General features: G+C 60.8%; 34 protein-coding genes and 1 pseudogene. 9 read left to right on the forward strand and 26 right to left on the reverse strand.

Features of this window, described 5'->3' with window-relative positions:
* The first annotated feature begins 1 nt into the window (after position 1).
* The 6 genes from HKX41_08650 (at position 2) to HKX41_08675 (ending at position 4,056) form a co-directional block, all read left to right on the forward strand.
* Complete coding sequence (locus HKX41_08650; protein ID NNC24224.1) at positions 2-289, forward strand: HNH endonuclease; 288 nt, start codon at positions 2-4, stop codon at positions 287-289.
* An 87-nt stretch (positions 290-376) separates the two neighbouring features.
* Positions 377-1,630, forward strand: coding sequence for a phage major capsid protein (locus tag HKX41_08655; GenBank protein ID NNC24225.1), 1,254 nt, complete (start codon positions 377-379; stop codon positions 1,628-1,630).
* Positions 1,630-2,184 (forward strand): HK97 family phage prohead protease, encoded by a 555-nt coding sequence (locus HKX41_08660; GenBank protein ID NNC24226.1) that lies wholly within the window; start codon positions 1,630-1,632, stop codon positions 2,182-2,184. Before HKX41_08655 ends, HKX41_08660 begins: the two co-directional genes overlap by 1 nt.
* A complete protein-coding gene (locus tag HKX41_08665; protein ID NNC24227.1) occupies positions 2,184-2,693 on the forward strand; it encodes a hypothetical protein in 510 nt (169 codons plus the stop codon). The genes HKX41_08660 and HKX41_08665 overlap by 1 nt, the downstream gene beginning before the upstream one ends.
* Positions 2,690-3,007, forward strand: a complete 318-nt coding sequence (locus HKX41_08670; protein ID NNC24228.1) for a hypothetical protein — start codon at positions 2,690-2,692, stop codon at positions 3,005-3,007. Before HKX41_08665 ends, HKX41_08670 begins: the two co-directional genes overlap by 4 nt.
* Complete coding sequence (locus tag HKX41_08675) at positions 3,007-4,056, forward strand: phage portal protein (protein NNC24229.1); 1,050 nt, start codon at positions 3,007-3,009, stop codon at positions 4,054-4,056. Before HKX41_08670 ends, HKX41_08675 begins: the two co-directional genes overlap by 1 nt.
* 341 nt (positions 4,057-4,397) lie before the next feature.
* On the opposite strand, the gene HKX41_08680 is transcribed toward HKX41_08675, so the two are convergent.
* The 9 genes from HKX41_08680 to HKX41_08720 form a co-directional block, all read right to left on the reverse strand.
* Positions 4,398-5,189, reverse strand: coding sequence for a site-specific integrase (locus HKX41_08680; GenBank protein NNC24230.1), 792 nt, complete (start codon positions 5,187-5,189; stop codon positions 4,398-4,400).
* A 65-nt stretch (positions 5,190-5,254) separates the two neighbouring features.
* Positions 5,255-5,596 (reverse strand): helix-turn-helix domain-containing protein, encoded by a 342-nt coding sequence (locus tag HKX41_08685; GenBank protein NNC24231.1) that lies wholly within the window; start codon positions 5,594-5,596, stop codon positions 5,255-5,257.
* A gap of 56 nt (positions 5,597-5,652) precedes the next feature.
* A complete protein-coding gene (locus HKX41_08690; protein NNC24232.1) occupies positions 5,653-5,985 on the reverse strand; it encodes a hypothetical protein in 333 nt (110 codons plus the stop codon).
* The gene (locus HKX41_08695) at positions 5,982-6,218 is read right to left on the reverse strand and encodes a hypothetical protein (protein ID NNC24233.1); all 237 of its coding nucleotides are present in this window, start codon (positions 6,216-6,218) and stop codon (positions 5,982-5,984) included. Before HKX41_08695 ends, HKX41_08690 begins: the two co-directional genes overlap by 4 nt.
* A gap of 37 nt (positions 6,219-6,255) precedes the next feature.
* Positions 6,256-8,943 carry a bifunctional DNA primase/helicase gene (locus HKX41_08700; protein ID NNC24234.1) on the reverse strand — a complete coding sequence of 896 codons (2,688 nt, stop codon included), beginning with the start codon at positions 8,941-8,943 and terminating at the stop codon, positions 6,256-6,258.
* A gap of 47 nt (positions 8,944-8,990) precedes the next feature.
* Complete coding sequence (locus HKX41_08705; protein ID NNC24235.1) at positions 8,991-9,326, reverse strand: hypothetical protein; 336 nt, start codon at positions 9,324-9,326, stop codon at positions 8,991-8,993.
* A gap of 9 nt (positions 9,327-9,335) precedes the next feature.
* The gene (locus tag HKX41_08710; GenBank protein NNC24236.1) at positions 9,336-9,578 is read right to left on the reverse strand and encodes an ogr/Delta-like zinc finger family protein; all 243 of its coding nucleotides are present in this window, start codon (positions 9,576-9,578) and stop codon (positions 9,336-9,338) included.
* Positions 9,579-9,806: 228 nt separating this feature from the next.
* On the reverse strand, positions 9,807-10,016 hold the full coding sequence (locus HKX41_08715) for a hypothetical protein (GenBank protein NNC24237.1): 210 nt from the start codon (positions 10,014-10,016) through the stop codon (positions 9,807-9,809).
* Between the two features lie 12 nt (positions 10,017-10,028).
* Positions 10,029-10,238: a hypothetical protein gene (locus HKX41_08720; protein ID NNC24238.1), complete on the reverse strand. Its 210-nt coding sequence runs from the start codon at positions 10,236-10,238 to the stop codon at positions 10,029-10,031.
* Positions 10,239-10,390: 152 nt separating this feature from the next.
* On the opposite strand from HKX41_08720, the gene HKX41_08725 reads away from it, so the two are divergent.
* Genes HKX41_08725 through HKX41_08735 form a run of 3 tightly spaced genes read left to right on the forward strand, consistent with a single transcriptional unit; the run spans position 10,391 to position 11,685 of the window.
* Positions 10,391-10,795 (forward strand): hypothetical protein, encoded by a 405-nt coding sequence (locus HKX41_08725; protein ID NNC24239.1) that lies wholly within the window; start codon positions 10,391-10,393, stop codon positions 10,793-10,795.
* Positions 10,796-10,855: 60 nt separating this feature from the next.
* A complete protein-coding gene (locus tag HKX41_08730) occupies positions 10,856-11,089 on the forward strand; it encodes a hypothetical protein (GenBank protein ID NNC24240.1) in 234 nt (77 codons plus the stop codon).
* A gap of 26 nt (positions 11,090-11,115) precedes the next feature.
* Complete coding sequence (locus tag HKX41_08735) at positions 11,116-11,685, forward strand: hypothetical protein (GenBank protein NNC24241.1); 570 nt, start codon at positions 11,116-11,118, stop codon at positions 11,683-11,685.
* A 108-nt stretch (positions 11,686-11,793) separates the two neighbouring features.
* Here the strand turns inward: HKX41_08735 and HKX41_08740 are convergent.
* From HKX41_08740 to HKX41_08820, 17 genes and pseudogenes are all read right to left on the reverse strand, one after another.
* A pseudogene (locus tag HKX41_08740) lies at positions 11,794-11,919 on the reverse strand (adhesin).
* A gap of 83 nt (positions 11,920-12,002) precedes the next feature.
* On the reverse strand, positions 12,003-12,623 hold the full coding sequence (locus tag HKX41_08745; protein NNC24242.1) for a hypothetical protein: 621 nt from the start codon (positions 12,621-12,623) through the stop codon (positions 12,003-12,005).
* Positions 12,620-14,251: a DEAD/DEAH box helicase family protein gene (locus HKX41_08750; protein NNC24243.1), complete on the reverse strand. Its 1,632-nt coding sequence runs from the start codon at positions 14,249-14,251 to the stop codon at positions 12,620-12,622. Before HKX41_08750 ends, HKX41_08745 begins: the two co-directional genes overlap by 4 nt.
* On the reverse strand, positions 14,248-14,583 hold the full coding sequence (locus HKX41_08755) for a hypothetical protein (GenBank protein ID NNC24244.1): 336 nt from the start codon (positions 14,581-14,583) through the stop codon (positions 14,248-14,250). The genes HKX41_08750 and HKX41_08755 overlap by 4 nt, the downstream gene beginning before the upstream one ends.
* On the reverse strand, positions 14,583-15,083 hold the full coding sequence (locus tag HKX41_08760) for a hypothetical protein (GenBank protein NNC24245.1): 501 nt from the start codon (positions 15,081-15,083) through the stop codon (positions 14,583-14,585). The genes HKX41_08755 and HKX41_08760 overlap by 1 nt, the downstream gene beginning before the upstream one ends.
* Before the next feature lie 233 nt (positions 15,084-15,316).
* Positions 15,317-16,327, reverse strand: a complete 1,011-nt coding sequence (locus HKX41_08765) for a phage late control D family protein (GenBank protein NNC24246.1) — start codon at positions 16,325-16,327, stop codon at positions 15,317-15,319.
* Positions 16,328-16,329: 2 nt separating this feature from the next.
* Positions 16,330-16,791 carry a phage tail protein gene (locus HKX41_08770; GenBank protein NNC24247.1) on the reverse strand — a complete coding sequence of 154 codons (462 nt, stop codon included), beginning with the start codon at positions 16,789-16,791 and terminating at the stop codon, positions 16,330-16,332.
* Positions 16,792-16,796: 5 nt separating this feature from the next.
* A complete protein-coding gene (locus HKX41_08775) occupies positions 16,797-19,652 on the reverse strand; it encodes a phage tail tape measure protein (protein NNC24248.1) in 2,856 nt (951 codons plus the stop codon).
* A 1-nt stretch (position 19,653) separates the two neighbouring features.
* Positions 19,654-19,788 carry a GpE family phage tail protein gene (locus HKX41_08780; GenBank protein NNC24249.1) on the reverse strand — a complete coding sequence of 45 codons (135 nt, stop codon included), beginning with the start codon at positions 19,786-19,788 and terminating at the stop codon, positions 19,654-19,656.
* A 26-nt stretch (positions 19,789-19,814) separates the two neighbouring features.
* Positions 19,815-20,153: a phage tail assembly protein gene (locus HKX41_08785; GenBank protein NNC24250.1), complete on the reverse strand. Its 339-nt coding sequence runs from the start codon at positions 20,151-20,153 to the stop codon at positions 19,815-19,817.
* Between the two features lie 18 nt (positions 20,154-20,171).
* Positions 20,172-20,681, reverse strand: coding sequence for a phage major tail tube protein (locus tag HKX41_08790; protein ID NNC24251.1), 510 nt, complete (start codon positions 20,679-20,681; stop codon positions 20,172-20,174).
* 12 nt (positions 20,682-20,693) lie between these two features.
* Positions 20,694-21,869 carry a phage tail sheath protein gene (locus tag HKX41_08795; protein ID NNC24252.1) on the reverse strand — a complete coding sequence of 392 codons (1,176 nt, stop codon included), beginning with the start codon at positions 21,867-21,869 and terminating at the stop codon, positions 20,694-20,696.
* Positions 21,870-21,979: 110 nt separating this feature from the next.
* Complete coding sequence (locus tag HKX41_08800; GenBank protein ID NNC24253.1) at positions 21,980-23,017, reverse strand: RNA-directed DNA polymerase; 1,038 nt, start codon at positions 23,015-23,017, stop codon at positions 21,980-21,982.
* A gap of 317 nt (positions 23,018-23,334) precedes the next feature.
* On the reverse strand, positions 23,335-23,697 hold the full coding sequence (gene avd / locus HKX41_08805; GenBank protein ID NNC24254.1) for a diversity-generating retroelement protein Avd: 363 nt from the start codon (positions 23,695-23,697) through the stop codon (positions 23,335-23,337).
* Positions 23,694-24,797, reverse strand: coding sequence for a hypothetical protein (locus HKX41_08810; GenBank protein ID NNC24255.1), 1,104 nt, complete (start codon positions 24,795-24,797; stop codon positions 23,694-23,696). Before HKX41_08810 ends, avd begins: the two co-directional genes overlap by 4 nt.
* Positions 24,797-25,135, reverse strand: a complete 339-nt coding sequence (locus HKX41_08815) for a hypothetical protein (protein ID NNC24256.1) — start codon at positions 25,133-25,135, stop codon at positions 24,797-24,799. Before HKX41_08815 ends, HKX41_08810 begins: the two co-directional genes overlap by 1 nt.
* Positions 25,135-25,749, reverse strand: coding sequence for a phage tail protein (locus HKX41_08820; GenBank protein ID NNC24257.1), 615 nt, complete (start codon positions 25,747-25,749; stop codon positions 25,135-25,137). Before HKX41_08820 ends, HKX41_08815 begins: the two co-directional genes overlap by 1 nt.
* Positions 25,750-25,758: the final 9 nt, after the last annotated feature.

Genomic DNA, 25,758 nt, shown 5'->3' on the forward strand with positions numbered 1-25,758 from the left:
CTTGCCCCATCGACCCGGCAACTGGGCGCTACGCACCAGCCGCTGGCAAGCAGTTCGGCTACAGGCCAAGCGGCGCGACGGTTTCAAGTGCACCCAATGTGGAAGTCGACACCGGCTTGAAGTCCACCATATAAAGCCAGTTCGAACACACCCCGAGCTGGCGTTCGATGTGGCTAACACAGCGACGCTGTGCGCGTCGTGCCACAACGCCGAGACACGTCGAGAGCTTGGGCAATCTCCCCCCGATCCGGAGCGCGCCAAGTGGCGCGAGTTGATCCGCCGATCCTGAGCTATGCGCGAGTAACATATAACTCAATTGAATGTAAATTGATAAGTGATATAATTAATTAACATATACGGATGGGTGTGGCACCACATGTTGCAAAGCAAAACGATCGAAAAGCGCCAATCGGAGATTCGTGAAGAACTCTCGACGCTGGCCGGAAATGACCAATTGACCAACGAGCAACGGCAGCGGCTGGATACGCTTGACGGCGAATACAAGGACAACGAGCGCCGTTACCGGGCTGCACTCGTGTCTGAGGATGAACAGCGTCAGAACGCCGGTGCCGAGTTGGAGACTCGTGAGGGCCGACAATGGTCCGACCTGCTGGCGGGCTATGAAGTCCGCCAAGCGGCGCTGAACCTGGACGAGGGCCGGCCGCTGGATGGCAAGACGGCCGAAGTGGTTACTGAGCTCCGTAACCAGGGTGGTTACCGAGGCGTGCCCGTTCCCTTCGCGGCATTCGAGCAGCGCGCGGGCGAAACCACATCGAGTCACGTTCCTGATCCCGTCGACACTCGCCCGCTGATTGATCGGCTGTTTCCGCAGTCCGTTGCCAGTTCGATGGGCGCGCAGATGGTCAACATCAGTAGCGGCAGCGTTGAGTATCCGGTTTCCACATCGAGTGTGAGTACCGGCTGGGCCGGTTCCGAGGGGGCCGAAGTAGCCGGGCCGACCGAGTTCACGACCGTCGACCGACCGCTGTCGCCTGATAGCACGCTAGGCGTTCAGATGAGCATCACCCGCAAGGCCATGAAGCAGTCGGCTGGCATCGAAGATGCAATTCGCCGCGACATGCAGGGCGCGATTCAGGCCGAAATGGATAAGGTGATCTTCCAAGGAAGCGGCAAATCGGGCCAGCCATCTGGCGTGATGGCCAAGGCTAGCGACTACGGCATCGCATCTACTGCTGTGGACAGCGAGGCGACTTACGGCGCATTCCGCAAGGCTGTAACCGAGTTCATGCTGTCTAATGCGGCCACCGGGCCGAACAGCGTCAACGCACTGATCCGCCCTGAGGTCTGGGACGCAATGGATGGTGTGATTTTCGACAGTGGCTCGGGCGTGACCGAATACGATCGCCTGGCGGCCAAGTTGGGCCGCGTGACCCAGAGTCACAACGCATTGGCTGATCCGAGTGGCAGTCCGAAGGCGTCGTCGGCGCTGTTGACCACCAACGCGGGTGGCCAATCGCCTATCTTCGTCGCCACCTGGGGGGCGATCGATATGATCCGCGATCCGTACTCGGATGCGGCCAGCGGCGGGCTGCGCCTGACCGGGTTGGTCACGCTGGACGTCTCGATCAGCCGGGCCGAGCAGCTGCGGATTCTGTCGGGCCTGCAGTAATGCTGTTCGCGCCAGTCAACGGCGGGCTTGAGGTCCGGGGTGAGCCGGACGGGGGCGCCACCATTGCGGGGCGCTTCCCGTTCGGTGCCGAAGCCGAGCTGCAACGCGGCCGGTTCGAGACGTTCCAGCCGGGTGCCTTCGAGTATGAGGATGTGCACCTGTTAGCTTCGCACGATTTCGCTAAACCGCTGGCGTCGCGCGGTGCGGGCAGTTTGTCCGTCAACGATACCGACGACGCGCTTCAATTCGAGGCGCGGATCAGTCCCGAAGTGGCCAACACCAGTCACGGTCGGGATACGCTGGCACTGGCGCGCGCCGGCCTGTCTGTGGGGCTGTCACCGGGCTTTGCCGTAGCACCCGACGGCGAGACCGTTTCCCGGCGCGACAACGGTGTCCTGCGCACAGTGCGCTCGGCAAAGCTCCATGAGTTATCCGTCGTTACCCGGCCAGCCTATGACGCGGCGCAAGTCGAGGCGCGTTCCTGGGACCCAGCCGTCGATCTCGACGCATTCATCAATCACCCCATGGTTTTACCCGCGTTTAGGTGGCGGTAATGGTCGAGACAATCCGCATAGAGGAAAGCACACCGACGTATCCCGCACCACCGGCTGATCTGTCCGACGCGGCTGCGGCCATCGAGCCGGCCGTTGTCTGGGGGCGACTGGAAGCGTGGATGAACCGGCGCTGGGCCAAGCGCCAGGTGATCTGTGATACCGATAGCGGCGGCGCGTTCTCGCCCCCACTGCGCCCGGCCAAATTGGGCAAGGCCGAGCAATGGACGGGGTGTGCATGGAAGGAAATCACCCCGAAAGAAGGGCCATTTGGCGTCATTCTGGCCGACGCACCGCACCGGCTGACATTCACGGTCGGCGACGACACGGACGTGCCGGCTGAGCTCTATGAAGCCTACCGGCGCTTGGCTGAATACTGGGCCGAAACACCGATAGACGGCGGCTTAACCGAAGTCAGCGACGGCGACTATTCGCACAAGCGGAGCGCTAACGCAGCAGCCCGAGCACTGCCCAACAGCGGCGCGGCCGACTTGCTGAGGCGCTACCGGTGAGCGGCGGCTATTTCACGCGCACGTACGAGCTATGGCGCTACATCAAACAAGAGAATGATTACGGCGAGATCATTAAAGAGTGGCACAAGCAATGCGATTTCACGGGCCGCGTTTATCCGCAGCGTCAGGAGCATTCGTTCGTGGGTGGCCAGATTCCCACCACAACGATCGCCTACACCGTTGCCGCGCCGGCCGAAACCGATATGAAGGTCGGTGACCGGGTGCGCTTTGGCGATCACAAGTTGGAGGTGCAAGCAGTATCCACCACCAGCCGCGGCGACCGCATCGAGGCGTTGGCCAAGGAGATTGACTAATGGGCCTGCTGAATTTGTTCAAACGCCACAAGCCAGAGCAACGTAATTTCACATCGCAGGCGATGGCAGCCCGATTTGCTGAGATCCAGGGCCAGGCCGGCGTCGGCGATCTGACGGCCACCACACAAACCTGCGTGGGCCTTTGGGAAAACACACTGGCGCAAGCCGATATTGACGGCACGCAGTCATTGTCACCGCGTCTCATGGCCATGGCCGGGCGTAGCCTAGGGTTGACCGGCGAGGCGGTTTTTCTGATCGGCGAAGGCCGGCTGATCCCTGCTTACGAGTGGGATTTGTCCACCCGGGACGGCGAGCCGACGGCGTACCGGCTCACACTGCCCGACGTGACCGGCGGCCGTAGCGTAACGGTACTAGCGCCCGAAGTTATTCACTTTCGAATCGGTAGCCGCCCGTCGGCACCGTGGCGTGGTAGCAGCCCCTTGCACCGCGCTAGCCTCACAGCCGGGCTGCTGGATGCAATCGAGCGGGCACTTGCTGAGGTTTACACCGATTCGCCTTTGGGCAGTCAAGTCATGAGCACGCCGGAGGACCCGGACGGCAGTAACGCGAATCTGCAACGCAGTTTCAGAGGTCAGCGCGGTCGTGTTCTGCTACCAGAATCCACCAACGTTACCGCAGCCGGCGGGCCAGCGCCACAGCAAGACTGGAAGCCAGCGGACTTATCCCCCGATCTGTCCCGCAGCATGACCACAGAGAGCCACAGAGCGGCGCACAACGCCATTGTGAGCGCTTACGGCGTCCTGCCGGCTTTGTTGAACGACCAAAGCGCCGGCCCAGTAATCCGCGAAGCTAGGAGTCACCTAGTGCAGATGAGTTTGCAACCGATTGCTGAACTGATGGCACAAGAGGCCACTGACAAGTTGGGCGCCGGCGTAACCATTGATGCACTGACGCCCACACAGGCGATGGACACCGGTGCCAGAGCACGGGCGCTACAGGCCACCGTCAAGGCACTGAGCGAGGCCAAAGAAGCGGGTGTTGAAGCCGGTCAAATCCAGCAGGCGATGAATTTTTCCGGTGTGGAATAGCATCCGGCCACGGGGCGCTTAGGTTCTAGCTACCGAGCACAGCGTGGCGGCGGGCAAGTCGTGAGTGTCCGTCCATGAGTAAACAACCACGACAGCCGGCGGCAACTCCTCCTGGTTGCGCGGCCGGTAGGCCGGGGTGCGATGCTCCGGCCTTTTTGGCCCCAATATCCGTACTGCGGTCCGTACGGGGCCAGGTTGCGCTGTTAATTGTCTGTAACTTATTGATTTTATGGTGGGCGGTGCTGGGCTCGAACCAGCGACCCCTGCCGTGTGAAAGCATCGGGCTATCTATACTTTCAATAAAATCAACTAGTTATTTTATTTATGTGGGACTATAGTGGTCAGGTATGGCCAGTGTCGGCCCCGTTTTGCCCGTTGTGCGTCCCAATCGAGTCCCAGTCCAGTGCGGCCACTGCTGCTCTGGTGTTTTCCGGAGCTAGGTGGGCGTAGCGCATCGTCGTCTGGATAGACCGGTGGCGCATGACCTCTTTGACTGCGGCTAGCGAGACGCCTCGCTGGATCATCCAGCTCGCGGTCGTGTGCCGCAAGTCGTGGATTGTGAAATCGTCAATGCCAGCCTGTCGGCACGCGGCCCGAAAAGATTTTTTAGCGGAGGCAATTGGCTGGCCCTGATATGTGAAAACGCGATGACGGTCGATGCCGCGCCGGTTGTTCAAAGCCGTCTGGGCTGATTTGTTCAGCGGGATCGAGCTGACGCGTTGGCTTTTTTGGTCTGCGCTATATAGGTAGATGAGGCTGTTCGATTCGTCCACTCGATTCCATGCCAGGTTTAGCAGTTCGCGATGGCGTAGTCCGGTATGGAGTGCCAATCGGACCATGTCGACCAAATATGGCGCGCGTCGGCGTGAGGCCGCGGCCTCGAGCAGTGAATCGGCCTCATCATGTGTTATCCAGCGGATGCGGCCATCGGGCGGCGTCGGGATGCGTCCGTGCATCGGGTTTGGTACGTGCCAGTCCCATTCGGCGTTCGCGTGATTTATTGCGGCCGATAGCAGGTGCATCTCTTTGCCGACGGTGGCGGCGGCGGCCTCAGAAAACCGACAGCGTTTGTATTCGGCTACGTGTGCGGCGGTGATGTCGGCAATCGCTAGCCCCCCGAAATGTGGCCGCAAAGCCTTGACTGAATATGCGTCGCGCTCGGCCGAGCGTTTGTCGGGTGTTGCTTTGAGGTAGGCCGTCAGCAGTTGTTCAAATGTATAACGCGGCCGCTCGCCCCACCGAGTTTGTCGGTGGACTTCGGCGCGCCACTTGCCCTCGAGCGCTTTGGCTTCCTGGTAGTCCGCTGTGCCAGTAGATCGTCGAGTTCGCCGGCCGCGTGCGTTGACGTAGCTGGCGAACCAGTATGGGGATCCGTCTTTTCGGTGCGGCATACATCTAGCAGGCTTGCGTATTGGACGCGGCGGGCGCCGCGTATATGTACCGCAATAAGTTCGCCGTCGTCCAGCATACGACGCACGGTACGCGGCGACACAGCTAGCGAATCGGCGGCTGCCTGGATTGTGATGGCTAACGGATGCATAGCTATTACTGCTCGATTATCAATGCGCTGGCCAATGGGCCGTAACGGCTGTTCGTCTATTCAGACGGCGCTAGATATTCGGCCGGCAGTTCGATGGCAGCGTCAGGCAAGCGGGCTTGCAGGCGTGGGAAAAAATCGCGCAAGTGTTCGGCCTCTGCGGGCGCGGCGGATTTGAATCGGCGCCAGGCGCGATTGACGGCGGCTGGATCAGCTTGCGCGCGAGCTACGATGTTGACCATATCGGCGCCCGTGGTGGGCTCGACGCTAACCTGGTGCGGCGCGAGCGGTTTGTTAGCGGTGGCGGGGCGCGTGGTCGCGACGAATGCCGCCGCCCCAGCGCCGCGGCGGTCGCGCGCTGGCTTTCTGTTGACAGTCGAGCGCGGCTTCACGACGCGGCCTCACTGTGCTGCAAAAATTCCAGGCATTGGGTCGCATAGCTAGCCAGGCGCCGGTATTGGCCTGCGCCGGTGGCTAGGTGCGCCCCCTCGGCACGTCCCGCGATGCGGTCTAGCCCGTCGCTGTCATTAGCGTCGAATGCCGCCCCGATATCCTGCCGCAATACGTCGGCGTACCCCGGGCCGGGCACGTGTTCTAGTGGCTTCTCATTCGCTCGATCGGTCATGGCTATTCCGTGTGTTTCGGTTTTATTGAGGCACATCTCATGGCTTCTGTTGCCGGTTAGGGGAATCGGTGAACACCCAGCAGCGCACGGTTGCGGCGTTGTCGCGCAGGCGGCTACGCACCGAAATGTTGGAATCGACGAACGGGCGCGATCGTGAACCACGCAGATAGCGCTTCATCTCTTTGACTGGCGGCACGCTGTGAAGCCTGTGCTGTCCGCACATGGCCTCGAATTCCTTTAGATTGATGGCGATGCGGCCGTGATCTTCGTTGGATCCGTAGTGGTTCAATGACGATCCCTCGTACATCGATTCGATGAAATCGTAGGCCTCCCAGAACTCCTCAACCATCGGGTGATCGGCGTTGATTGCGGTTTGGCGCTCGCGCGCCATCTGGATCACGCGCTCGTTGCCGTCGCCGACCGTGGATTCGTCGATCAGATTCAGCCCGTCGGGGCCGAGCGCATCGACCAGCGCTAATAGCTGGGCGTGATTTTTCGCGATGCGCCGTGCCCGGATATGATCATCCTCCAACAGATAGGCCTCGTAGCTGGCCACGCGCTCGGACACGAGGTCGACGATCTGTTGCGCATGGGTCGCAGCCCGGACTGAAAATCCGGAAACCGCATCGACGTCGGCACGCTCCAGCGCCTCGGCCAGCTCCTTGGTGGCACGGGTCTGACGGGACTTGGTGAACCGCAGGTGGCAGATGCGCGACTGAATGGCCTCACTGGCCTGCACCTCGGCGTTTTGCGATATCACGATTGCGCCGCGAAACGGCGGCTCGTAGGTTTCGTTACCCGCGTTTTTAACGCCACGTGCACGGATGTTGCGGCCGTTATACGCGGTTTTTAGCTCGTCCCAATCGAACTGGCGGCCTCGCGCGCCACCATCGAGCTCGCGGTCGGACTCGTTCAGCACCACGGGCAGGTTGGCGACCTGGGCAAAATTGCGCGAGCGCGCGGGCAGCGACGCTTTGGTCGGGTCAAATCCCTCGTAATCCACGCGCCCGGCCAACTTCCACAAAAACTCAATCAGCGTCGATTTGCCGGCCCCGGCTTCGCCGACGATCTCTAAAAAAGGGAATGATTTATGGGCCTCGCGGATCTGCTCGGCAACCATCGACCCCAGCCAAAACGCCAGCGCGGCCACGCCGTCGGCACCGAATGCGCCGACCAGGTTGGCGACCCAGCTAGTATCAAACGCCTCGAGGTCGGGGTTGATGTGCAGCTCCGGCGAGTGCGACAGGGATTTGAGACGTGTTCGCCCGAAATCGAAATAGTCCTCGCCTGTTTTGCGATAGACACGGCCACGCGAAATCGCGATATCGCCGAGCAGATACGCGCCGTGTTCGCGGGCATAGCCGACAAAATCCACGGTCTCGACTGTTTTGATGCGTTGGAATTGGTCAGTCAGCAGCCGATCAAGCTGCATCGAGCTGCCGGACCAGATCGCGCCGGCCGAAATGCCCATCAGGCGCTTTTTGAATTCAGATGCCGCGGCTAACTGGCCGCCGTTGAAAGTATTCTGGACCGATGTGCCGTCCGGCGAATCGACGCGGCAGTAGTACCAGGCCTCGTCGGTGTCGGCATTAGCCTGGTAATAGAGCGCAGTCGGATGCGCATTGCAGATGCGGCTGATTTTGCCAGCCTGGCGGATGGCCTCATCCATTTCGGCAGCAGTCGGCTGGCGCTCGTCGGCATCGCTGTCGCCGGTGACTGATTCCAGCGCCTTGTTGAGATCATCGGGATTGAGCTCGAACCAGTACACACGCCGGCTGTGCTCGAACCAAAAATCACGGCGTGGGGTGCGGCGATAGATGAGCGCTGCCTTGGCTGTCGGCGTAGGGGCCAGCAGCAGCGCCCCGTAGTAGCGATAGCGCTCGACATCTGCATCCTCAAGCTCGCCGTGCTGCCACAGCTTGTTCCAATCGCGCCCACCTGGCGGTTGGGCGCCATCGTTTGTCCACCCGAGCGCGGCCGCGCGCTCGATGTGACGCTCCATGGCATCGCGCCCAGCGGGATTGTTGTCCAGCGCCCAGATCAGCGCCGGGCGCTTGGTGCTCGCGTCTGTTGCGGCCTGCTGCAGGCGCGCCAGCCGATCGCCGGGGAAATTCGCACAGCTCATCGCCGAGATCGCGCGGATGCCGACGTGTGCCAATGCAATCGCATCGAAAATGCCCTCGACGATCCAGACCTCGCCAGCCTGGGCCAGGTCGGTGTCGTCGTATAGCGACCACGCATCGCCCCGGTATTGGCCGCGAAAATGCGCTTTTTGGCCGAAGCGGTGCGGTCGGTCGAGCAGCCGCTCCCAAGTCGCCCCGCTGGGCAGCGTAAAACGCACTGTGGTCGTGCCGATCCCCCACTGTTGGCTAAAAAACGACTCTTGCGTATATGTGCCGTGGATCAACGTCAAATCGAACCCGCGCCCATCTCGCAGGTAGCCATTGGCGACCGCGGTTGGATTCGGCTTGGCATCCGCCGGCGGCTGGTAGCGCTCTGTCCACGAATCGAAAATCTCGGGAAAAAGATCTGTGACGTGTGACCGCACGCCACAGTTGTTCAGCCGGCCGCAGAAAACCAGCCACGGCGAATCCGCGTGGGCATACGCCTCACGCTTGTGACACTCGGGGCAGGTGATTTTCTGGATCCACGTGTGGCGCTCGACGCCACGGAATTCGGCGTCGGTCAGTCGTGCGACGATGTCGCTTCGCAGGCTGGCGAACATGGATTATGCTGCCGGGTCGAGGTCGTAAAAGTCTTTGATTAGGCGCATCATCCGGTGAAAACCGACGCCACGGCCATCAGCCCGCCCATCACAATCGTCAGCGACATCGCAGCGCCGATCTGCTGAAGTAAGCCGGCCGTCCGACGCTGTTTGCTCGGTATGCCAGCGCGGCGTATCGCCGCCGAGTGCGGCGGCATGTGCTCATGAATCAGGAACCAGCGGGTGTCGGCCGGCGGCGCCCCAAAGCCCGCGCTGTGGTTGCTCTCGGCATCATCGAGATGCAAATGCTGGCCGCAGCCGACGTGGGCGTACCAGCGTGGGTCGCTGTCTGGCGGCCAGGCGCCGATATGGGTCTGTACGCGCTGATTGATGCGTGATGGCATAACGGTCTCCTATTGATCGGGCTCGGGATTGAGCCGCTTGGCGATCTGGGGCGATAGCGGTATGCGCACGCTGGTATCCGGCGCCAACGCCGGCGAGAGCGTGTGTGTCATGGAAAACACATATTTGCCGCGCCACAGACACTCGACGTTGCGGCACTCGATTACACCCTCGCGGGTGATGTTTGATACCGCCTCGGATTTGCGGATTCGAGTCGGCCCGCCGCAGTGCGGGCAGGGGATTGGCGTCGCCATATCAGGACCCCCGATTGATCAGGTGCATAGCGCGGCCACGCCCGCTAGCCGCCCGGGCTGAGCGGCGCAGACGGCGCCTTAGCAGGAATTCATAGGCCTCAGCTTTGCTGGGGATGCCGCGCGCGGCCGCGACGCGGGCTAATAAATCGTCCAGCTGTGGGTCACTGGCTGAGGTTTCGGAGTCGGGGGCCTTTTCAGGCCCTGAATCGGGATTATTGCCGGTCACAATCAGGCCTGGCGCCGGTCGAATTCGTCCACCAAGCTGTTCTCATGTTCGACGCCCAGCACATCCAGCGCTTCTTTGATGACGAGATGCCTGAGCAGCGACGCCCGTTCGACGCCGGTGTAGTCGACCAGTGCATCCAGCAGTTTGCGCTCGTAATCATCCAGATTGATGCGAGCGTAAGGCTGCCGCACGCGTTTTGGATCTCCGTACATTGGTGTTCTCCTCTAACCGGCCAGCGAAATGCGCCGGTTGTCGGTCCGTTTTCCCAGTCCGCGCAGCATCAGCAGCCGGGCTGTGGCACCCAGCGTCAGCCGCTCGGCATTCGCCAGCGCGACAACCTGGTCGCGCTCGGCCGGCGTCAGCGAGACATAGATCGGCGTCGCGTTACAGCCGGTGGGGCTGCGACTTTTCCGGTTGTCGGCGGTGTGCGGCATAATGCAAGACAGTTGTGCAAGACAGGCATCAGTTTAGTCCCGATACGGGATTATTTGCAATACAAATAGGGACTATTTTTAGAATGAATAGCTCTAATGAATCCCGAATAGGGACTATCGATGTTATAAGCCGCATGAAGGAGGCCGCTGGCGTGACTAGCGTGGCGGCGCTATCGCAGCTATTGGGCTACCGTTCGAACGCAGTGCAAAACACCGCGTCACGTGGGCGCGTCCCGTACAAAGAAGCTGCACAGCTTGCAGATAAAGAAAACGTCAGCCTCGACTACCTGATATTCGGGCATGAGTCGCCGGGTCACGGCTTATTAAATCCGGGCGACGAGGTCTCTATGCCGGCCAATCAGGGTGCGCCGGCACCCAATGCCGACGTGCTCCATGCCGTAGTCGTGGGCGTGGAATCCGCATTGACCGAAGCGGGTGTGACGCTGACACCGGTCAAAAAAGCGGATTTAATCTCGACACTGGTGGACATCTACGCGCAGGCTCATGCGCGCCCCAGCCGGGATCACATCATGCGGCTGGTGCGAAGTGCCTCATGAACACCAGGGAGACGGTCACACGTGCATCAACATATTCAGCGACAGATCCGGGAGGCAATCATGGCATCGGTGTCTGACCAGGCGCGCGGCGACGAGGCGACGGGCGCGCCGGTGGTTGTCGGCAACCAAAATGTTATCGGCGACCACAACACGGTGGTATTTTCGCCTGTTGTAGCCCCGGCCGACGACAAGCAGGCATTTATCGTCACCCAACTGGCCTCGCTGCCACAGCCCGAAATCGACCGGATTTACCAGATCATGGTGCAGGCTAGCGGCTGTGGCCAGGGCGTGTAGATGCCATCAGACTGGGGAAAATGAAGATGGCAAATCATAAAATCACCGTTATTGGGCTGGCCATGGCGTTAGCCGGGATCGTGGTCGTGGCGCCCCAGGGAGCGCACGCTAAAGCCGGCGATTCGGCAACGCGCTATTTCGAGTCGACCTATAAGGCGCTCCAGGACACCGGTGATTACCCACCGGAGCACAAACAGCTCGCTCATCTAAAAAACGGCGGCGTGCGAGTCTCGCCACTGGTCTATAAGGGCGATATGCGCGAGGTAATCGACGATAGCACTGCGCGTGCGGCTGTGAACGCCATCTATATGACGTTCGCGCAGACTCATCGCGACACGGTCCATGTTGTGGCTTTCCCGATGCAGACCGACAGCCAGTTGACCCATTACAAGGAGCTCGACGCGCCGCATTATGATCTGACTGTCACGCGGACCGAGGCTGCCAATGTGGCGAACCGTTTGACGGGGATGCACAGCTTCGAAGAGCTGATCAAGAAGAAATATGGCCTCTATTTGTGGAGCGATACCGCCGAAAAAATGCTGTATTCAGCCCAGGGCCCAGGGCCGATCCGCGTACTACGCGCGCTGGGTTCTTGAGCACGTGATGCTGTGCGGTAATCAGATGTTAGTCAATACGTCGTCTATCAGTCGTCGTCGTCCCTTTAGCAGAGTGTGCAGTTCTCCCCAGACGCCCGCAGGCGGATCATGTTTCCCGGCCGCCCAGTAGCGTACCGAGCGCGACGCGACACCCAGGTCTTTGGCTAGCGCCGTTTGCCAGCGAGGCCCATAAAGGGCCTCGCCGGCTTGACGTAGCTTGTCGGCGTCAGTCATCTCGCCGACCCTCAGAAACTTCCTTGAAGTTCATGTCTTCGTGAATCTGCATTTTTCGCTCCTTTTGTGATTCTGATCCCGGCTTAGTTGGGTGCTTTCACGTCACCACCAATGAACATCAGATTGTCGCGTGCATTTAATAGCGACTCTCTGTCGTGATCAATCAGTGTCGCGCTGCAGCCGTTGTTGCATGCAGCGATACCAGTTGTGCACGTGCCGGCAAACGGGTCGATAATCCGGCCTGCCGCGAATGCGGCCATGATGTCGGTAATCGCTTGCTCATTTTTCGCGTAGCCACCGTCGGCCACGCGGTCACGTGGGGCGCGAACAATGGACGGCCAATAACTGGCCGAGAATGCATCCTCGCGTTGACCGCGACGCCGATCGAAGATTGATGCGACATGGGTCTGGCGTAGATAAACGACGTTTGTGTGCGTGTAATGCGGTTGTCGGTAGCTTTTGCTGTCTTTTGGTGTTGCGGCATCGAGTACCAGGTCAAATGCCAGCGTGTACCCCGGCGTAGCGCATGCAGCCACGATTTGCCGGAGTGTGCCAAGCAGCACGACGTGGTCGACTGGCGCATTAGCAATCAATCGCTGCAAATGCTGGCCGTCCAAGTCAAATGGGGGGTCGGTGAGAAGTAAGTCGTGCCGTTCAAGATTTGGAACGTGCTCGAACGCATCACCATGTATCAGATTGATCATGCGTGCGCCTGTGTCTGTCGTTGCCAATCATTGATCGCGTGCGCGGCTTTTTTCGGGGCTTGCGTACGCGTATCAGCTAGCGTGAATCGCTGCATGTACCACTGTGGATCTTCAGCTTGCTCGGAGCGCAGCCAATCGTTAATCGTAGCGATCGGCACGTCGTTGCTGGCCTGGTTCGCCACCCAGTCGCGGATTCGAATGCAGGCTTGGCCGATACTGCCCTGCGCTTGAAGACGTGTTGGCGATGGCAAATCAATCTCGCGTGCCAGACGCTCGGCTTCAGATTGCTCGGCGCGACGCTGCAAAATCGCAGATCGCTCTTGTTTGACAAGTTCCCAATCTATGTTTTTGACAGCGTACGTGCCCGGTTTATCGCTGCGCTCTTCGGGCTCGATAAGCCAGCCGCAACATGGGCACGCAGCGCGGTAGACGTTGAATACGTACTCGCATGCTTGACATGCGATTAGCCGATCATCAGCCGGTGGCCGGATGAATCGCTGTGACCAGTCGATATGCCGATCCGGCATCCCATGCGTCATGATGTTGCCGACGTGGTCGATAATACGTGCGCGCTTGCCAGGTGCACTGCGCAGCGTGCGGCCTACCCATTGACGGTATAACACCGTTGATTGAGTTTTCCGCAACAGCGAAATAGCTTCGATGCCGGGTAAGTCGAAGCCTTCGTTGATGATGTCAACGTTGCATAAAAACTGGAACTCGCCGTGCGCAAAAGCGTCGATGCGTCGATATGTTTCAGTTTGCGGCATTTTACAATGCACCGCCGCTGCCGAATAACCAGCGTCACGCAGCGCGTATGTAAATGTTTCAGCGACGTCGATGCGTGGCAGCATTACGACAGTGCGCCGGTCACCGATCAAGCGCTGGTAAATATCGAGTATGTCACCAAATAAGATGTGGCCGTTGATAGCCCAGCTTTGGGCACCCCGATGTAGACGCGGCCCATATTCGTTGTGCGAGTCAATCGTGCCGTCGCCGTATGTTAGCGCCGGTGCCCACGCGTCGAAATCTGCTATATGACCGTTTTCGATCAGTGTGCGCACACTATCTTGCCTTAGCGCGCTGGCTTGGACCAATCGGTCGAACAAGCCGTGGTTGTCAGCATGTAGACTGCGGCCGTCGGTCCGAGCTGGTGTTGCTGTAAAACCGACGAAACGTGCATTGGGAAGCACTTCTGCAAGCGCGCCCCACTTATTGTCGCAAATCGCGTGATGTGCTTCGTCGATGAGCACGAGCCACGGCTGATAGCGGTCGATATGGAGCTGGCCGCGCTTGTAGCGCGCCATGATACCGTCAACACTGGCCACGAGCGCTGACGAGCAGCCTGGCACTATATGTTCATGCCCTTGTTCGCGATGCGCGGCCATGCAGCGCCGGCGTGTATATGCGCTGCTGATAGTGTCGTGGTCGAGACCGAATCTGGCGATCGTAGCGCTGGCTTGTTGAATTAGCGTATTGCGGTGCGCAACGACTAGCCAGTACTGTTGTTGCTGCGCTAGTGCGGCGATAATAGGTGTTTTGCCACCGCCGGTATCGAGCTGAATAAGATCATTCGACGCCGCGTTGTGCACGGTGTCGAATAATTCTTGCTGGTAATCTCGCAGCTTCATACGGCGTTGCCGTCGCGGTCACGCGCGATAATGTCCGCATGGTAATGCGTTGCCAGTCGTCCAGCTTCATTGATATACAACTTTTCGAGCGCGTTGTACATATTCTGCATCGTATCCGGCGATTCGATTTCGTCGACTTCGCACATAATCGACGCTAGAACATCATCAACGTCGACCAGCGTGCCACCGCTATATTCCTCATCGAAATTGTTGTGACCGTGGTTGACATGCGCGAATGCCTCCTGGCGCGCTTCTGATTCGTCGTCACCAATGCCCATGAGCAGGACGTTGCCTGCTCGTGAGCCGGTTTCGTATTGAATAATGGCCTTCATTAGAACCCCCACTCAGTCGTTAGCGCGTTGTATTTGCTGGCGATTTCTGCTGTTGCAGTTTCGTCGCCGTTAGCGCGCGCTGTTTTGTGCTGTTTGAGTAGTGCTTTTTGAGCCTGGAAGAATTCACCGAACTCGCGTCCACTGCGCTTTCTGTTTTCGATCCAGAATTTGGCCGTGCGGCCCAGGCCATCTCGATCGCAGGCCATTTCGGCTTGGTCGATATCCATGCTTTTGATCTTGTCGGCGCGGATATCTTCGCCCCAGTCTTTTTGCTTTTTGGAGCCTGTCAGCGCGATGCCGCCGAACATTTTTGCGGCAGCACGCGACTCCTCGGCCTTTTGCGAGACCGTGCCTTTGCTGGCTAAGCTGCGATGGCCGCCGTTGACATAGTCGATTTTTGGGTCGTATGCGAAGCCCGTTTCTAGGTCACGCCACACACCGTTTTGTTTTTCCGGCATGTCGGCATCGTTGATCCAAGCTTCGAAATTTTGTGCTGCCATTTCCCGCTCCTTTAATAAGCTGAGCCAGCGGGGCCCATCCCCTGCTGTTAATTCCCATTAAACGGAAATTATTACAGCATGCAACGGGTTTTAGAGGGTTTGTGATTCGACTTTAGTCGCAGGCTCGTGCAACAGCACGCTGTTGCAATCGGTGCTTAAAGTCGACGCGCTGTGCGCCCGCACAATCGCCGATCGAAGCCGGGGCAATGGGGTTGGTTAGGGTCGAACTCGGCTTATGGGCCGCTATCGCGGCTCTGTCCGATCATTTCGAGCTTGAGATCGGTGGTGTAGCCGCTGGCCGTTAAATTGTGGGTCGCGGTCTTGATCTGCCAGCCGATGCCGTCGATGGGCGATGGTAGGCCGCTAATCTGCACCGGCATCTCGGCTACCAGATCCGCACGGCCCTCGGCTAGCGTATAGGACAGCCGGCGCTCACCACGCTGGATGCGCTGCCATTCGCTTTGGGCGGCCGCCAGTGCGTCGTCCTCGGTGGCGAATACTGCGCGCAAGTGCTTGGCGTGGTCCTGTTTGCCGGCGACCACGGTGTGTTTGTCGCCGTCGTCCACCCGGTGCCAGTCGGCGGTGACACCACTGGTGCTGTCGCGGTCGGTGATCGAGTAGCGGTGGCGATCGCCGTCGGCGCGCGTGAGATGCGCACTCGGCAGCGATTGACCGCTGACGGTCTGGCCCTGGCCAGCGGGCAAAAAAAGCAGTTTATCGTCTTTGACCGCGGCGACGGCGTCGAATCGCTCGCCCAGGCGGGTCAAAAAATTGAGATCGGATTCATCGGTCTGATCGATGTGGGGAATAACTGTGTCTGCTAGATCGTCCTCCACGCGGTGGTCGATATCGTGGGTGCCGGCGATGGTATTGATGATCGCGCCGATGGCGATGTCGTCCCAGCTCTTGGTTTTTTTGCCCGGCAGTCGCGCGCGCATGTTTGCACTGCGGGCGAGGATCGACAGTGTATCCGGCGCGCCGCTATGCTCGATCTCGTCGGCGGTAAAATGGCCACGGTCGGTTAGGCCGTCGCCTTGCCAGCCGATGGCCACGCGGATGGTCACACCTGTCGGCGGGATCGCCAGCGAACCGTCGTCGACGAGATCCAGTTTCAGCTCGTCGGCATCGCCGCCGCTGTGATCCGTCAGCCGCAGACTGGATAGCACGCGGCGCACCGTGGGCGTGATGACCTGGCCGTCGACCTCGATGCGGTAGTCGGGCGCTTTTGGATGCGCATCGGCCATGGCTAGCCGATCCGGCGGTTGGCCGAGCCTAGCGCGAGCTGGTCAATATCGTCGGCTGTCAATTTGCCGATGCGTGCCTGGGCCTGATCGTCGTCGACACGCTCCAGTGCCAGATCGAACCGGATGTGTGCGGCCGCGCCGTCGTGAAAAAAATGGTCGTGGGTCTCATTCAGCCGACTGATCACGTATACGCCGTAATTGTGGCCGGTGCCCTCGATCAGCGGCCAGGCGTTGCCCTTTTCGGCCATGGCGCGCAGCTCGTCGAGATTTTGCTGGCCGCCAGTAAAATGCGGCAGCAATTCGCCGCGCAGTCGGATGGTGTCGTCGCCGGGGCCGAGGTACTGGTGCGCCGGCCGTGCGCCGACGCGGTCGCTTGTCGGGTGGCGCCATGCGGTCTGGCGCTGAAGTTCGTCGTAGGCCGCGGTCGATAGACCGAAAACGAATTGCCCATAGCTCATCATCATGGCCGTCATTCCGTATCGTAGAGGGCCGAGCGGCGGCTGGCGGCCTGATCATAGCCGGCGTCGGCCAATGCGCGCTGGACCTCAGTCGCCACATGCTCGGACAGCGCGCGCTCGTCCATGCCTGGTGCTGCATTAATCGTAATGCTGCCAATCAGCGGTCCGGTGGCCGCCGGTGCCGACCGGGCGGCCACCGGCGGCCGATTGTCGATGCCGATGTTTTGGCCAGCACTAGCTGGCATCGAGGCGCCGCCAGCCGCCACGCCCAGGCCAGCACCGGCGCTGGTCAGCGCACGCACCAGCGTGCCCATCTGGCCGACCGCCCGCGTTTGCTCACGCGCCAGCCCCAGGCGGTAGCCCTCGACCGTATTCTGACCGAGGCCCATGAATACGCGCGACGGTGACTGGATACCGAGCTTGTTCTTGAACCATCCGACCGTGCTGCTGCCGAGCCCGACCACGGCGTCTTTGACCGCGCCGCCGGCGTTTTTGAGGCCAGTGACGATGCCGTGGGCAATGGCTGATCCGAGCTGCATGAATTTTTTCGGCAGCTCGTTGAGCAGCGCGGCTAGAGCGGTTTTTATAGCGCCGCCCAGCCCGTCAATGATGGCACTGCCGAGGGATTGGAATCGTTTGGGCACCTTGAGCCCGAGCGATTCGGCAGCCGCAACCAGGCCTTTGTAAATCAGCCCGAACGGTGACCAGTTGAGCGCGAGTTTGGCGACACCGCCGAGCCCTTCGCTGAATGCCTGCTTGATGCGCGCCCATGCTTGGTTTAATTGGGTGGGCAACGACCGGATGCCGTCCATGATCGCGCCACCAAGGCCGTCGACAATCAGGCCGCCGAGCGTGCGGTACTTTTTGGGTATATCGACGCCGAGCAGCTGCAGCGCTTTGGTGAGGCCACGGTAAATCAGCCCGACGGGGCTCCAGTTCAGGATCAGCTTGGTGACGCCGGCGATGCCGTGGCTGAATGCGTCTTTGATGTCCTGCCAGCGCTGTGAAAACCAGGCGCTGACGCTGTCCCAGTGTTTGTAGAGCGCGTAGACTGCAACGCCGAGTGCGATCACGGCGCCGATGATCCAGGTGATCGGATTAGCCAGCAAAACGGCATTAAACGCAGCAAACGCCGCGGTAACAGCGGGCAGCGCCGCGCCGATGAGATAGATCGGCGCGATTATCGAGCCGAGCATCACTGTGAGCATGCCACCAACGGCGACGAGCGCAGCGACTGCACCAGCCGCTGTCGTCAGCTTCGAGGCGAGCTCGGGGTTGGCTTTAATCCAGCTGCCGACCCCGCGCGTAATTGTGGTGATGGTTCCAATCAGGCCTCGCAACGGGCCTTTGTTGGCGTCGGTCACGCTGATGCCGACCTCGTCCCATGCCGATTGGAGCGATTTCAGATCGCCGCCGATGTTGTCGGCCATGACAGACGCTTTTTTCGCGGTCTCGCCTTGGGCATTTTGCACCGAATGCAGCAGCCCTTGCAGCCCCTCTGAGCCGAGCTTGTCAATCAGCGAGGCCACGCCGGCGCCCGCACGGGTCCCGAAAATAGCCGACAAGTTGGCCGCGCGTTCGGCGTTGCCCATGTCGTTCGTGGCCTGGGCGACCTGCTGCAGGATGTTGGGGACCGATTTGAGATCGCCCTGCGCGTCGGTCAGGTCGAGCCCGAGGCCCTGGATGGCCTTGCGGGCCTTGGCCGTCGGCGCAGACAAGCGTTGCATCATCTGGCGCAGCGTCGTGCCGGCTTGCGAGCCTTGCACACCCATATTGCCGAGCACGCCAGCCAGTGCAGCCGACTGCTCTAGCGTCACGTCCAGACCCTTGGCCTGGCCGAGATATTTCATGGTGTCGCCGAGCATCTTGATGTTGACGTTGGCGTGCGTGGACGCCGCTGTGAGCGTGTCGACGACCCGGCTCATGTTGCCGGCTTGCTCGGGGTCGATCTGGAAAACGCCGGCGATGTTCGAGGTGATGTCAGCCGCACTGGATAGATCCAGCCCGCCGACCAGGGCTTCGTCCAGCACATCTTGCATCGATGCGCGGATTGCGTCGGGGGTGAAGCCCGCGCGGGCCAGAAATGTCTGGCCAGCGGCGGTTTCGGTGGCCGAGAACTGCGTTGTGCTGCCTAGGTGGCGCGCTTGTTTTTTGAGCGCGTCGAGCTTTTTATTGCCCTGGTCCAGGCCGGTCACGGCCTGCAGCTCGCTGGTCTGCTCGCCGTAGGATACGCCGGGCGCCAGCATGCGCCCGGCGCCGTAAAGCGCGGCTGCGCCACCGGCCGCGGCGCCGAAGCCGCCCCCGCGCATCCGGCCGCCTAAATCGGCGCCCCGGCGGTAGCGTTCGGCCGCGCGCGCTGCGGCTTTTTGCCGTTTGGCGACGCGTGCCAGGCGCTGTTCTTGCGTTTTGATCTGTCGGTTGGTCGACTCGACCTTGCTGCCGAGCCGACGTTGGGCGCGCGCGTAATTACCCGTGATGCCGTCGGTCTTTTTGATCGTCCGGCGCATCTGCTCGAGCTCGCCTTGCTCGCCGGCATAGCGTTGTTTGAGCTTGCGCGCCTGCCGGATGGCTTTGTCGCGCGACTGGGTCAGGCGCTTGGTGGGGCCGTCGGCCTGTTTGATCTGGCGCGTCAGCGCCTTGATCTTTTCCTGCTCGGCATTCAGTGCTCGGCCGGTCTCGCGCGATGTCGATTTGAGCTTCTCGAAGCCCTTGAGGCGTTTTTGCGCCGCGTTGAGCTGACCCAGCTGTTTGCGACTGGCTTTAAGCGCCTCGGCGGTTTTCGAGCCGCTGCGGTCGATTTTTTTAAGCGGTCGCGTGACTTTGTCGATCGCCCGCAGTGTGACCGATAGATTCAGATCCTGGGCCATGTCATTGCCCTTGTGGCGCGTCTTTCGGCGGCTCCGAGCGCACCCGCGCGCGTTCGCGCCAGGCCATAAGGTCGGTCAGACTCATCGCGTCCATCGTCTCGGGCGGCCAGTGGAAGGCGATCGCAATGTCGGCCATCGCATCTTCCACGTTCCGGGGCAGCTCTAACTCGGGGTCGCGTCCGCCTGGGCGGCTTTCGTGAGCAAAAAACCGGCTACTGCCGAGCCGCACTGTACGAGATCGGCCGGATCCAGTCCCTGGACCTCCGACTTGGTAAGCACGGGTTGGCTGATGCGCGGGACCACGCTGGTCAGGGCGTCGACATCCATGCGCAGGACGTCGGTCAGTGCCACGCCACGCAATTCGCCAGCACCGGGCTTCCGCAGCGTGATGGTTTCGATGCTCGATTTGCCGCGCTGGATCGGCGTGTCGAGTGTGATGGTCTCGGCCGTGGCCGACTGCGTGTCGGCGGCATCGGCAGACGTAGCGGATTCGTCGGACATGCGAGTCTCCGGGTCGGGTTACAGTTGCAGCGCGGCACGTCGGTCGGCCATACGGTCCTCGCCGCGGACGTTGAAAACCATGCCGGGGCCGTCGATCTCGATGATCGTCTCGTCGTCGATCGTGAGTTTGTAGTAGCTGCACGTCGTCGTGATCTGGGTGTCCGAGTCGTCACCGGGGCTCGAATCCGCGCCACCGATGGTTTTGTCGCGGCCGCGCACGACGATCTCGACGGCTTTGATGGTGCCGTCCTCGTCGGACTCGTAGCTGCCGACAAACCGGCGCTGAGTGGCGTCGTGGACCGGCGACCCGTACTCGTTGTAGATCTCGGCCAGCACGCCGGCGATGGTCCACTGGAACTCGATGACCTGCTGGCCCATATCCAGCTCGACCTCGGCATCCATGCCGCCGGCTCGGTACGACGTGACGTTGCGCGACAGCTCGGGGGTGGTCAGCGATTTAACTTGCCCTTGCCATGAGTTGCTGTCGCCGTAGAGATTGAAGTCTTTGAGCTTGTGGGGGAGCGCCATGATCGTCTCCGGTTACGCGGCCGCAACGCGGGTGGCGAAATCGGCCAGGTAGGTGTCGGTGATGTGCTGCTGAAAAACCAGGTTCTCGAGCGGCGGCACCGGCGTGTAGTCGTAGCTGATATAAAGTTTTCCCTTTTTCAGCACGTCTTTCGGGTTCAGCGCATCGTCGAACCAGGCGCTTCCGCCGAGTAGATAGCCGAGTCGCGTCATCTGGCGCAGCTTGGCGTTAACGCCCTCGATCAGGTCTTTAGCGAGCGCAGGCGTCATCGGCTTGTCGACGACGGCAAACTGCGCCTCGGCTATGGTGTCGGCGATGATCTGCGCTGTGCGGGTGTAGTTCTCGAACGGGAAATAGCCGCTCGGGTCGGTCGTGCGCGAGCCCCAGAACCGGTAGCCGTTCTGGTTGATCAGCGTGGTGATGTTCGCGTCGTTGAGCAGGTCCGCGTCGGTGCCGGTGGACTGCAGGTCCCAGTAGACATCGCGGCTGATGCCGGTCACGCCATTAACGGGGATATTCGAGATCGTCTTGTGCCAGCCGACGGTTTCGTCGAGCTTGGCGCGCAGGCCGAGCACACGGGCCACGGCCGGCAGTGTCACGGTCGCCGCGGCATCGACATCGAAACCTTCGAACTGCGGCCAGACGGGCATCAGCTCGCGCGCGCCGAACGACTCGGCGTACGTTATCGCGTCCGATACCGTCGTCGCGCCATCGCAATAAACGTAGGCGAACGCCCGCAGCGTCTGGGCGAGGGTGATGAGCTCCTGGGCGACGGGTTCGGTGTCCAAATCGGGGCAGCCGAGAATTCGCGGGGTGACACCGAGCTTTTGTTTAGCCGATAGCAGCGCCTGCAGACCGGTCTTTTTGTTCTCGCTGGTGGTGGTGCCGATGACGTTGGCGTCGGTGTCGCTGTCCGTGGCGCCTTCTTCGACGCGGACCACGACCACGACTGGATTCGCCTGGTCGGCGATGGCATTCAACGCGGGCTTCAGCGTACCGGATGTTCCGGCACCACCTTTTGCGTCGTCGACATTAGTGACCAGCGTGGGCGTATCCAGCGGGAACGCATCGGCGTCAGCGTCGGCAGCGGTGGCGACAAGGCCAATAATGGCGGTGGAAATCGTGCGGATCGGGCGGATGCCGTCGTTGATTTCGACAACGCGGACGCCGTGGTGGAAATCCTGGGGCATGACGTGTACTCGCGGCAGCTTCTACCCCATGCTGCCGCGCGCGGGCGCTCAATGGCAGTCGTGGCTAGTGTCGTATGGCTGGGTGACACGCGGCAGTACCGAGGCGGCAATCAGCCCCTAGACACCTTTGTGAAAACGGCCGCGTCGAGCAATTGGCTTTTTAGCGTATCGCTGTCGGCATGATCGGCGTGCGCGATCCATGAATTGATGCGGTTACGGATTTCGTCATGGGTGATCGTGTTGTTTCGGTAGCGGTGCTGCATGTTGCGGATGCGCCGTTTTATCCGCCGGATCGAGTCTTTTCGAAGCAAGCGCTTATGGGCCCAGATCTGGTAGCCGAGAAAATTCACGCCGCGGCTGGCTGGGAGCACGCTGGTCTTACTAAAGCGTAGGCCGAGACTGGCGAGCTGGGCGTCGAATTGATCGCGAATAGCAAGCGCTTCCTGTTTGCTGCGCACGAGTACGACCATGTCGTCCATATAACGGATGTATCGCCGCAGCCGCAGGTCGCGTTTGGCCCATTGGTCGATTTCGTTGCCGACGAGGTTGGCGATCCACTGGCTGACCAGGTTGCCGACGGGGATGCCGGTCGGATCCATTTCATCACTGCCAGCAGTGCTGTCGATGATGGTATCCAGCGCGCGTAGCGTGGCCGGGCACTGGACCTTTCGCCGCATCACTTTCTTAGCGAGACGGTGTGTTATTGACGGAAAATACTGGCTGATGTCCATTTTTAGCACCCAGCAATCGCCAGTTGCCGTCATGCCACGCAGCCATTGTTGGACGCGATCGGCACCGGCGTGCGTGCCTTTGCCGGGGCGGCAGGCATAGGTGTCATCGATCATGGATCGGTGCCATATCGGGCCGCAGATGCGGCAGATCGCGTGCTGGGCGACACGGTCGCGGTATGGGGCGGCGAGGATTTCGCGGCGCTTGGGCTCATAGACGCAGAATGCGCGGTAGCGGCCGGGCTGATATTCACCCCAGAGCAGCTCCATTTGCAGCGCGCCGAGGTTGGGCCACAGGTCAGCCTCGAATAACTGCACGTCGCGCCGATCGCGCTTGCCGCGTCGTGCGAGTCGGTGAGCTGCGGCCAGATTGTCCCAGTCGATGACTTGCTCGATGAGCCGCTTGTTCTTGCTACCCATTCAGTCCCTTATTCAAGTCGACCGGCCGGGGCGTTCGCGTGCGCTACTGACGCCGGCCAGGCTATCGTTTTCGGCCCGCCGAAGCGGGACCAGGACAGATCGGCTGACCCCTGTTGGGTCGCGGTGACGGCGAGTTCCGCGCCATCCTCTCGATGCAAAGGGTCACAGACGCCGCGCAGGCCAATGTTGCCGTTCGAATTCCACGGATTATGATTCGAATTCAAACAGCGGGCGCCACAGCGCACGCCGTCATCGAAACGGCCACCGCCGCCGAACGAGCGCCAGCCGGCGCCGAAACCCGATCTGCCCTCTACTTATTACTGCTTCATACGCCCCAGCCAAGAGCCAATCATGGCGCCGATTTCGGCAAGTTTCCGGCTCGCTTCGCCGATACGCCCGGGGCTGATAAAGCGTCGCTCGGCGCCATGCCGCAGCAGCGCATGAATAAGCCGCACTTGTTCGTCGGCGCGATACAGCTTGCTTTTCTGGCCGCTCATCGCGGCCTCGATCAGGCGCTGCACCAACCCCCATAGGGAATCTTCCAAGCGCGCTGCATAACGAAAGCGTTGATGGCGCGGAATGCGATCGATATTCGGTGCTAGATCTACAATTAGCTGCTCGGCCTTGTTGACGATGACGAGCCCGCGCTGCCGCGCGGGCTTTTCAGGGGAAACGCTCACAGGGCGTCACAGACGCCGCGCAGGCCAACGTCGCCGTTCGAAGACCACGGATTAGGAGTCGAATCCAAACAGCGGGCGCCACAGCGCACGCCGTCATCGAAACGGCCACCGCCGCCGAACGAGCGCCAGCCGCTTTGACCCTCGTTGCCCTCTACCCTGCCGCTGTTGCCGGCATCGTTAAAAGTATGCGTCTTGCCGCGGCTTTTGTCTGAATCCTTGCCGACATCGACAACGTCATCGCGAAAACCGCGCGAATTCGATGTCGTTCGGGCGGCGTCATAATGCGCGTCGAGCCAATCCCATAAATTGCCGGCCGCATCGACGATATTGTATTGACTGAGCGCCTTGGCGACCGTCCCGGTGCTGGTTGGTCCGCTATTGCTGTCATCGGACCAGGCTGTGTCGTTGTTGCTGTCAGCGCCCTGTGGGCATCCCTCAGCATACCGCAGAAACTCGGGCACGCTCGGCACGCGCTTGCCGGCGTTAGCGATCAGTTGGTGAAAATCCGCGCGCGCGTAGCTGTCATCTTTGATCGGCGTCGCGTCGTAGCGACTCACCGGCACATTTTCCGGCCACGTGCCGGCGCCTTCGCTATTGAGGTAAATATCCGCCCAGAGCACGCTGGGGATGATTTCGACCATGCCGGACGGGTCGCATTTCGGCCGGTGCTGCAGATCCCAGCAGCTGTTGGGCACGATATGTACGGCCGGCTCGAATGATGCGTCGTAGCGCTTTTCCATAGGCCGCACACGGCCGATGTGGAAGCCGCCGATTTTGCGGCTATCGTTGGTGTCGTGGCCCATCGGCACGGTGCTGTTTTTGCTCGCAATCCAGTCAGCGTAGCCGCCGCTGGTGGGCGTGACAGCGTAGATATAGACGTCTGTGCCGAGCATGGCGCCGACGTCGGCCTCGGTGATAGTGCCGTCGTTGTCGGCCAGCGGGTCGAACCCAGTTTGCTTGCTAAGCAAAAAACCGTGGCCGTTGCCGCCGATGTTGGCCATGCCTTCGGGGAGGGTCAACGTATCGCCCGCCTCTTTTTGAATGCGACCGAACAAACTGGAAAATCCGGCCGCGTAGCCGGGCTGCATTGCGATCGCCATTATTGGGCCTCCTGGATCTGGGTGATCATGTCCTGCGCGTCGGCCTCGGTCAGGCCGATCTGATGAATCAGTGCGCCGGAGTCAGACTGAAGCTTGAGCTGCCGGCGTTGCCCGCTGTCGTCGTCGGTCAGCACGATATACGCAGGGGCGCTGCCGTCCGGGCTCTCGTTATCCGCCAGGACACGGTCGAAAAAATACGCCTGCTGGCTGTCGATCAGCCCCTGCAGCATATTCACGCCGCGCGCTTTGTGGTCGGATGTTGCCCAATCGGTGTTGAGATAGTTCATCAGCAGATCCACGTCATTGCGTGTCGCGATGTGCTTGGGGAATCCGTACATTAGGTCACCTCCTCGAGTCCGATCGCCCCGTCTACGATGACGACGCGATATTGCTGATTCGTGGCGCGGTCGACAGGGTCGATGCGCTGGTCGGTATAGGTCTCCGCATGCGTTTTGGCGTCGGCGACTTCAGTGTCGACGTAGCTGCGCGGCGCCAGCACAACACCGGGGTCGATGTCGAGCGTGACGGCGCCGGCATTACCCCACTCGGTAATCGATCGGATGACCAGGTCCTGGGCAGCGCCGTCGGATAGATCGGGTTTGTAGGTCGGGGGGAATCGCCCGACGGCGATGAGATCGCCGGCGCTATCCTTGATGCCGACCTCGCGGATCATCCAGCCACCGTCGCTGGTCGGGATCACACCCTCCGCGATCAGCCAGTTGGGGTTTTGCGGGTCGGTGGATAATGTGTTGATACCGCTCGACCAGACTTCGGCGACCAGATCGGTCAGCCCTTCCAGACTGGCGCGGTCATAGTCGTCGTAGTATGTCGCGCCGCCGCCAGTGCCGACGTGGACGGTGGCCAGCTCGATCTTGGGCGCCTCGCCGGCGAGATACGCAGCCTGTTTGTTCAGGCCCATGTTCGTCAGCACGGTATAGTATTCATTGGCCATGGGGTGACT

Origin of the sequence: Salifodinibacter halophilus (assembly GCA_012999515.1) — a bacterium.
Classification (GTDB): Bacteria; Pseudomonadota; Gammaproteobacteria; order Nevskiales; family Salinisphaeraceae; genus Salifodinibacter; species Salifodinibacter halophilus.

Excerpts from the sequence above, each read along its gene's own strand:
- HKX41_08655 (NNC24225.1), top strand. The coding sequence starts at position 377 with ATGTTGCAAAGCAAAACGATCGAAAAGCGCCAATCGGAGATTCGTGAA.
- HKX41_08660 (NNC24226.1), top strand. The coding sequence starts at position 1,630 with ATGCTGTTCGCGCCAGTCAACGGCGGGCTTGAGGTCCGGGGTGAGCCG.
- HKX41_08665 (NNC24227.1), top strand. The coding sequence starts at position 2,184 with ATGGTCGAGACAATCCGCATAGAGGAAAGCACACCGACGTATCCCGCA.
- HKX41_08675 (NNC24229.1), top strand. The coding sequence starts at position 3,007 with ATGGGCCTGCTGAATTTGTTCAAACGCCACAAGCCAGAGCAACGTAAT.
- HKX41_08685 (NNC24231.1), bottom strand. The coding sequence starts at position 5,596 with ATGCATCCGTTAGCCATCACAATCCAGGCAGCCGCCGATTCGCTAGCT.
- HKX41_08695 (NNC24233.1), bottom strand. The coding sequence starts at position 6,218 with ATGACCGATCGAGCGAATGAGAAGCCACTAGAACACGTGCCCGGCCCG.
- HKX41_08700 (NNC24234.1), bottom strand. The coding sequence starts at position 8,943 with ATGTTCGCCAGCCTGCGAAGCGACATCGTCGCACGACTGACCGACGCC.
- HKX41_08705 (NNC24235.1), bottom strand. The coding sequence starts at position 9,326 with ATGCCATCACGCATCAATCAGCGCGTACAGACCCATATCGGCGCCTGG.
- HKX41_08710 (NNC24236.1), bottom strand. The coding sequence starts at position 9,578 with ATGGCGACGCCAATCCCCTGCCCGCACTGCGGCGGGCCGACTCGAATC.
- HKX41_08715 (NNC24237.1), bottom strand. The coding sequence starts at position 10,016 with ATGTACGGAGATCCAAAACGCGTGCGGCAGCCTTACGCTCGCATCAAT.
- HKX41_08720 (NNC24238.1), bottom strand. The coding sequence starts at position 10,238 with ATGCCGCACACCGCCGACAACCGGAAAAGTCGCAGCCCCACCGGCTGT.
- HKX41_08730 (NNC24240.1), top strand. The coding sequence starts at position 10,856 with ATGGCATCGGTGTCTGACCAGGCGCGCGGCGACGAGGCGACGGGCGCG.
- HKX41_08735 (NNC24241.1), top strand. The coding sequence starts at position 11,116 with ATGGCAAATCATAAAATCACCGTTATTGGGCTGGCCATGGCGTTAGCC.
- HKX41_08745 (NNC24242.1), bottom strand. The coding sequence starts at position 12,623 with ATGATCAATCTGATACATGGTGATGCGTTCGAGCACGTTCCAAATCTT.
- HKX41_08750 (NNC24243.1), bottom strand. The coding sequence starts at position 14,251 with ATGAAGCTGCGAGATTACCAGCAAGAATTATTCGACACCGTGCACAAC.
- HKX41_08755 (NNC24244.1), bottom strand. The coding sequence starts at position 14,583 with ATGAAGGCCATTATTCAATACGAAACCGGCTCACGAGCAGGCAACGTC.
- HKX41_08760 (NNC24245.1), bottom strand. The coding sequence starts at position 15,083 with ATGGCAGCACAAAATTTCGAAGCTTGGATCAACGATGCCGACATGCCG.
- HKX41_08765 (NNC24246.1), bottom strand. The coding sequence starts at position 16,327 with ATGGCCGATGCGCATCCAAAAGCGCCCGACTACCGCATCGAGGTCGAC.
- HKX41_08770 (NNC24247.1), bottom strand. The coding sequence starts at position 16,791 with ATGATGATGAGCTATGGGCAATTCGTTTTCGGTCTATCGACCGCGGCC.
- HKX41_08775 (NNC24248.1), bottom strand. The coding sequence starts at position 19,652 with ATGGCCCAGGATCTGAATCTATCGGTCACACTGCGGGCGATCGACAAA.
- HKX41_08780 (NNC24249.1), bottom strand. The coding sequence starts at position 19,788 with ATGGCCGACATTGCGATCGCCTTCCACTGGCCGCCCGAGACGATGGAC.
- HKX41_08785 (NNC24250.1), bottom strand. The coding sequence starts at position 20,153 with ATGTCCGACGAATCCGCTACGTCTGCCGATGCCGCCGACACGCAGTCG.
- HKX41_08790 (NNC24251.1), bottom strand. The coding sequence starts at position 20,681 with ATGGCGCTCCCCCACAAGCTCAAAGACTTCAATCTCTACGGCGACAGC.
- HKX41_08795 (NNC24252.1), bottom strand. The coding sequence starts at position 21,869 with ATGCCCCAGGATTTCCACCACGGCGTCCGCGTTGTCGAAATCAACGAC.
- HKX41_08800 (NNC24253.1), bottom strand. The coding sequence starts at position 23,017 with ATGGGTAGCAAGAACAAGCGGCTCATCGAGCAAGTCATCGACTGGGAC.
- HKX41_08810 (NNC24255.1), bottom strand. The coding sequence starts at position 24,797 with ATGGCGATCGCAATGCAGCCCGGCTACGCGGCCGGATTTTCCAGTTTG.
- HKX41_08815 (NNC24256.1), bottom strand. The coding sequence starts at position 25,135 with ATGTACGGATTCCCCAAGCACATCGCGACACGCAATGACGTGGATCTG.
- HKX41_08820 (NNC24257.1), bottom strand. The coding sequence starts at position 25,749 with ATGGCCAATGAATACTATACCGTGCTGACGAACATGGGCCTGAACAAA.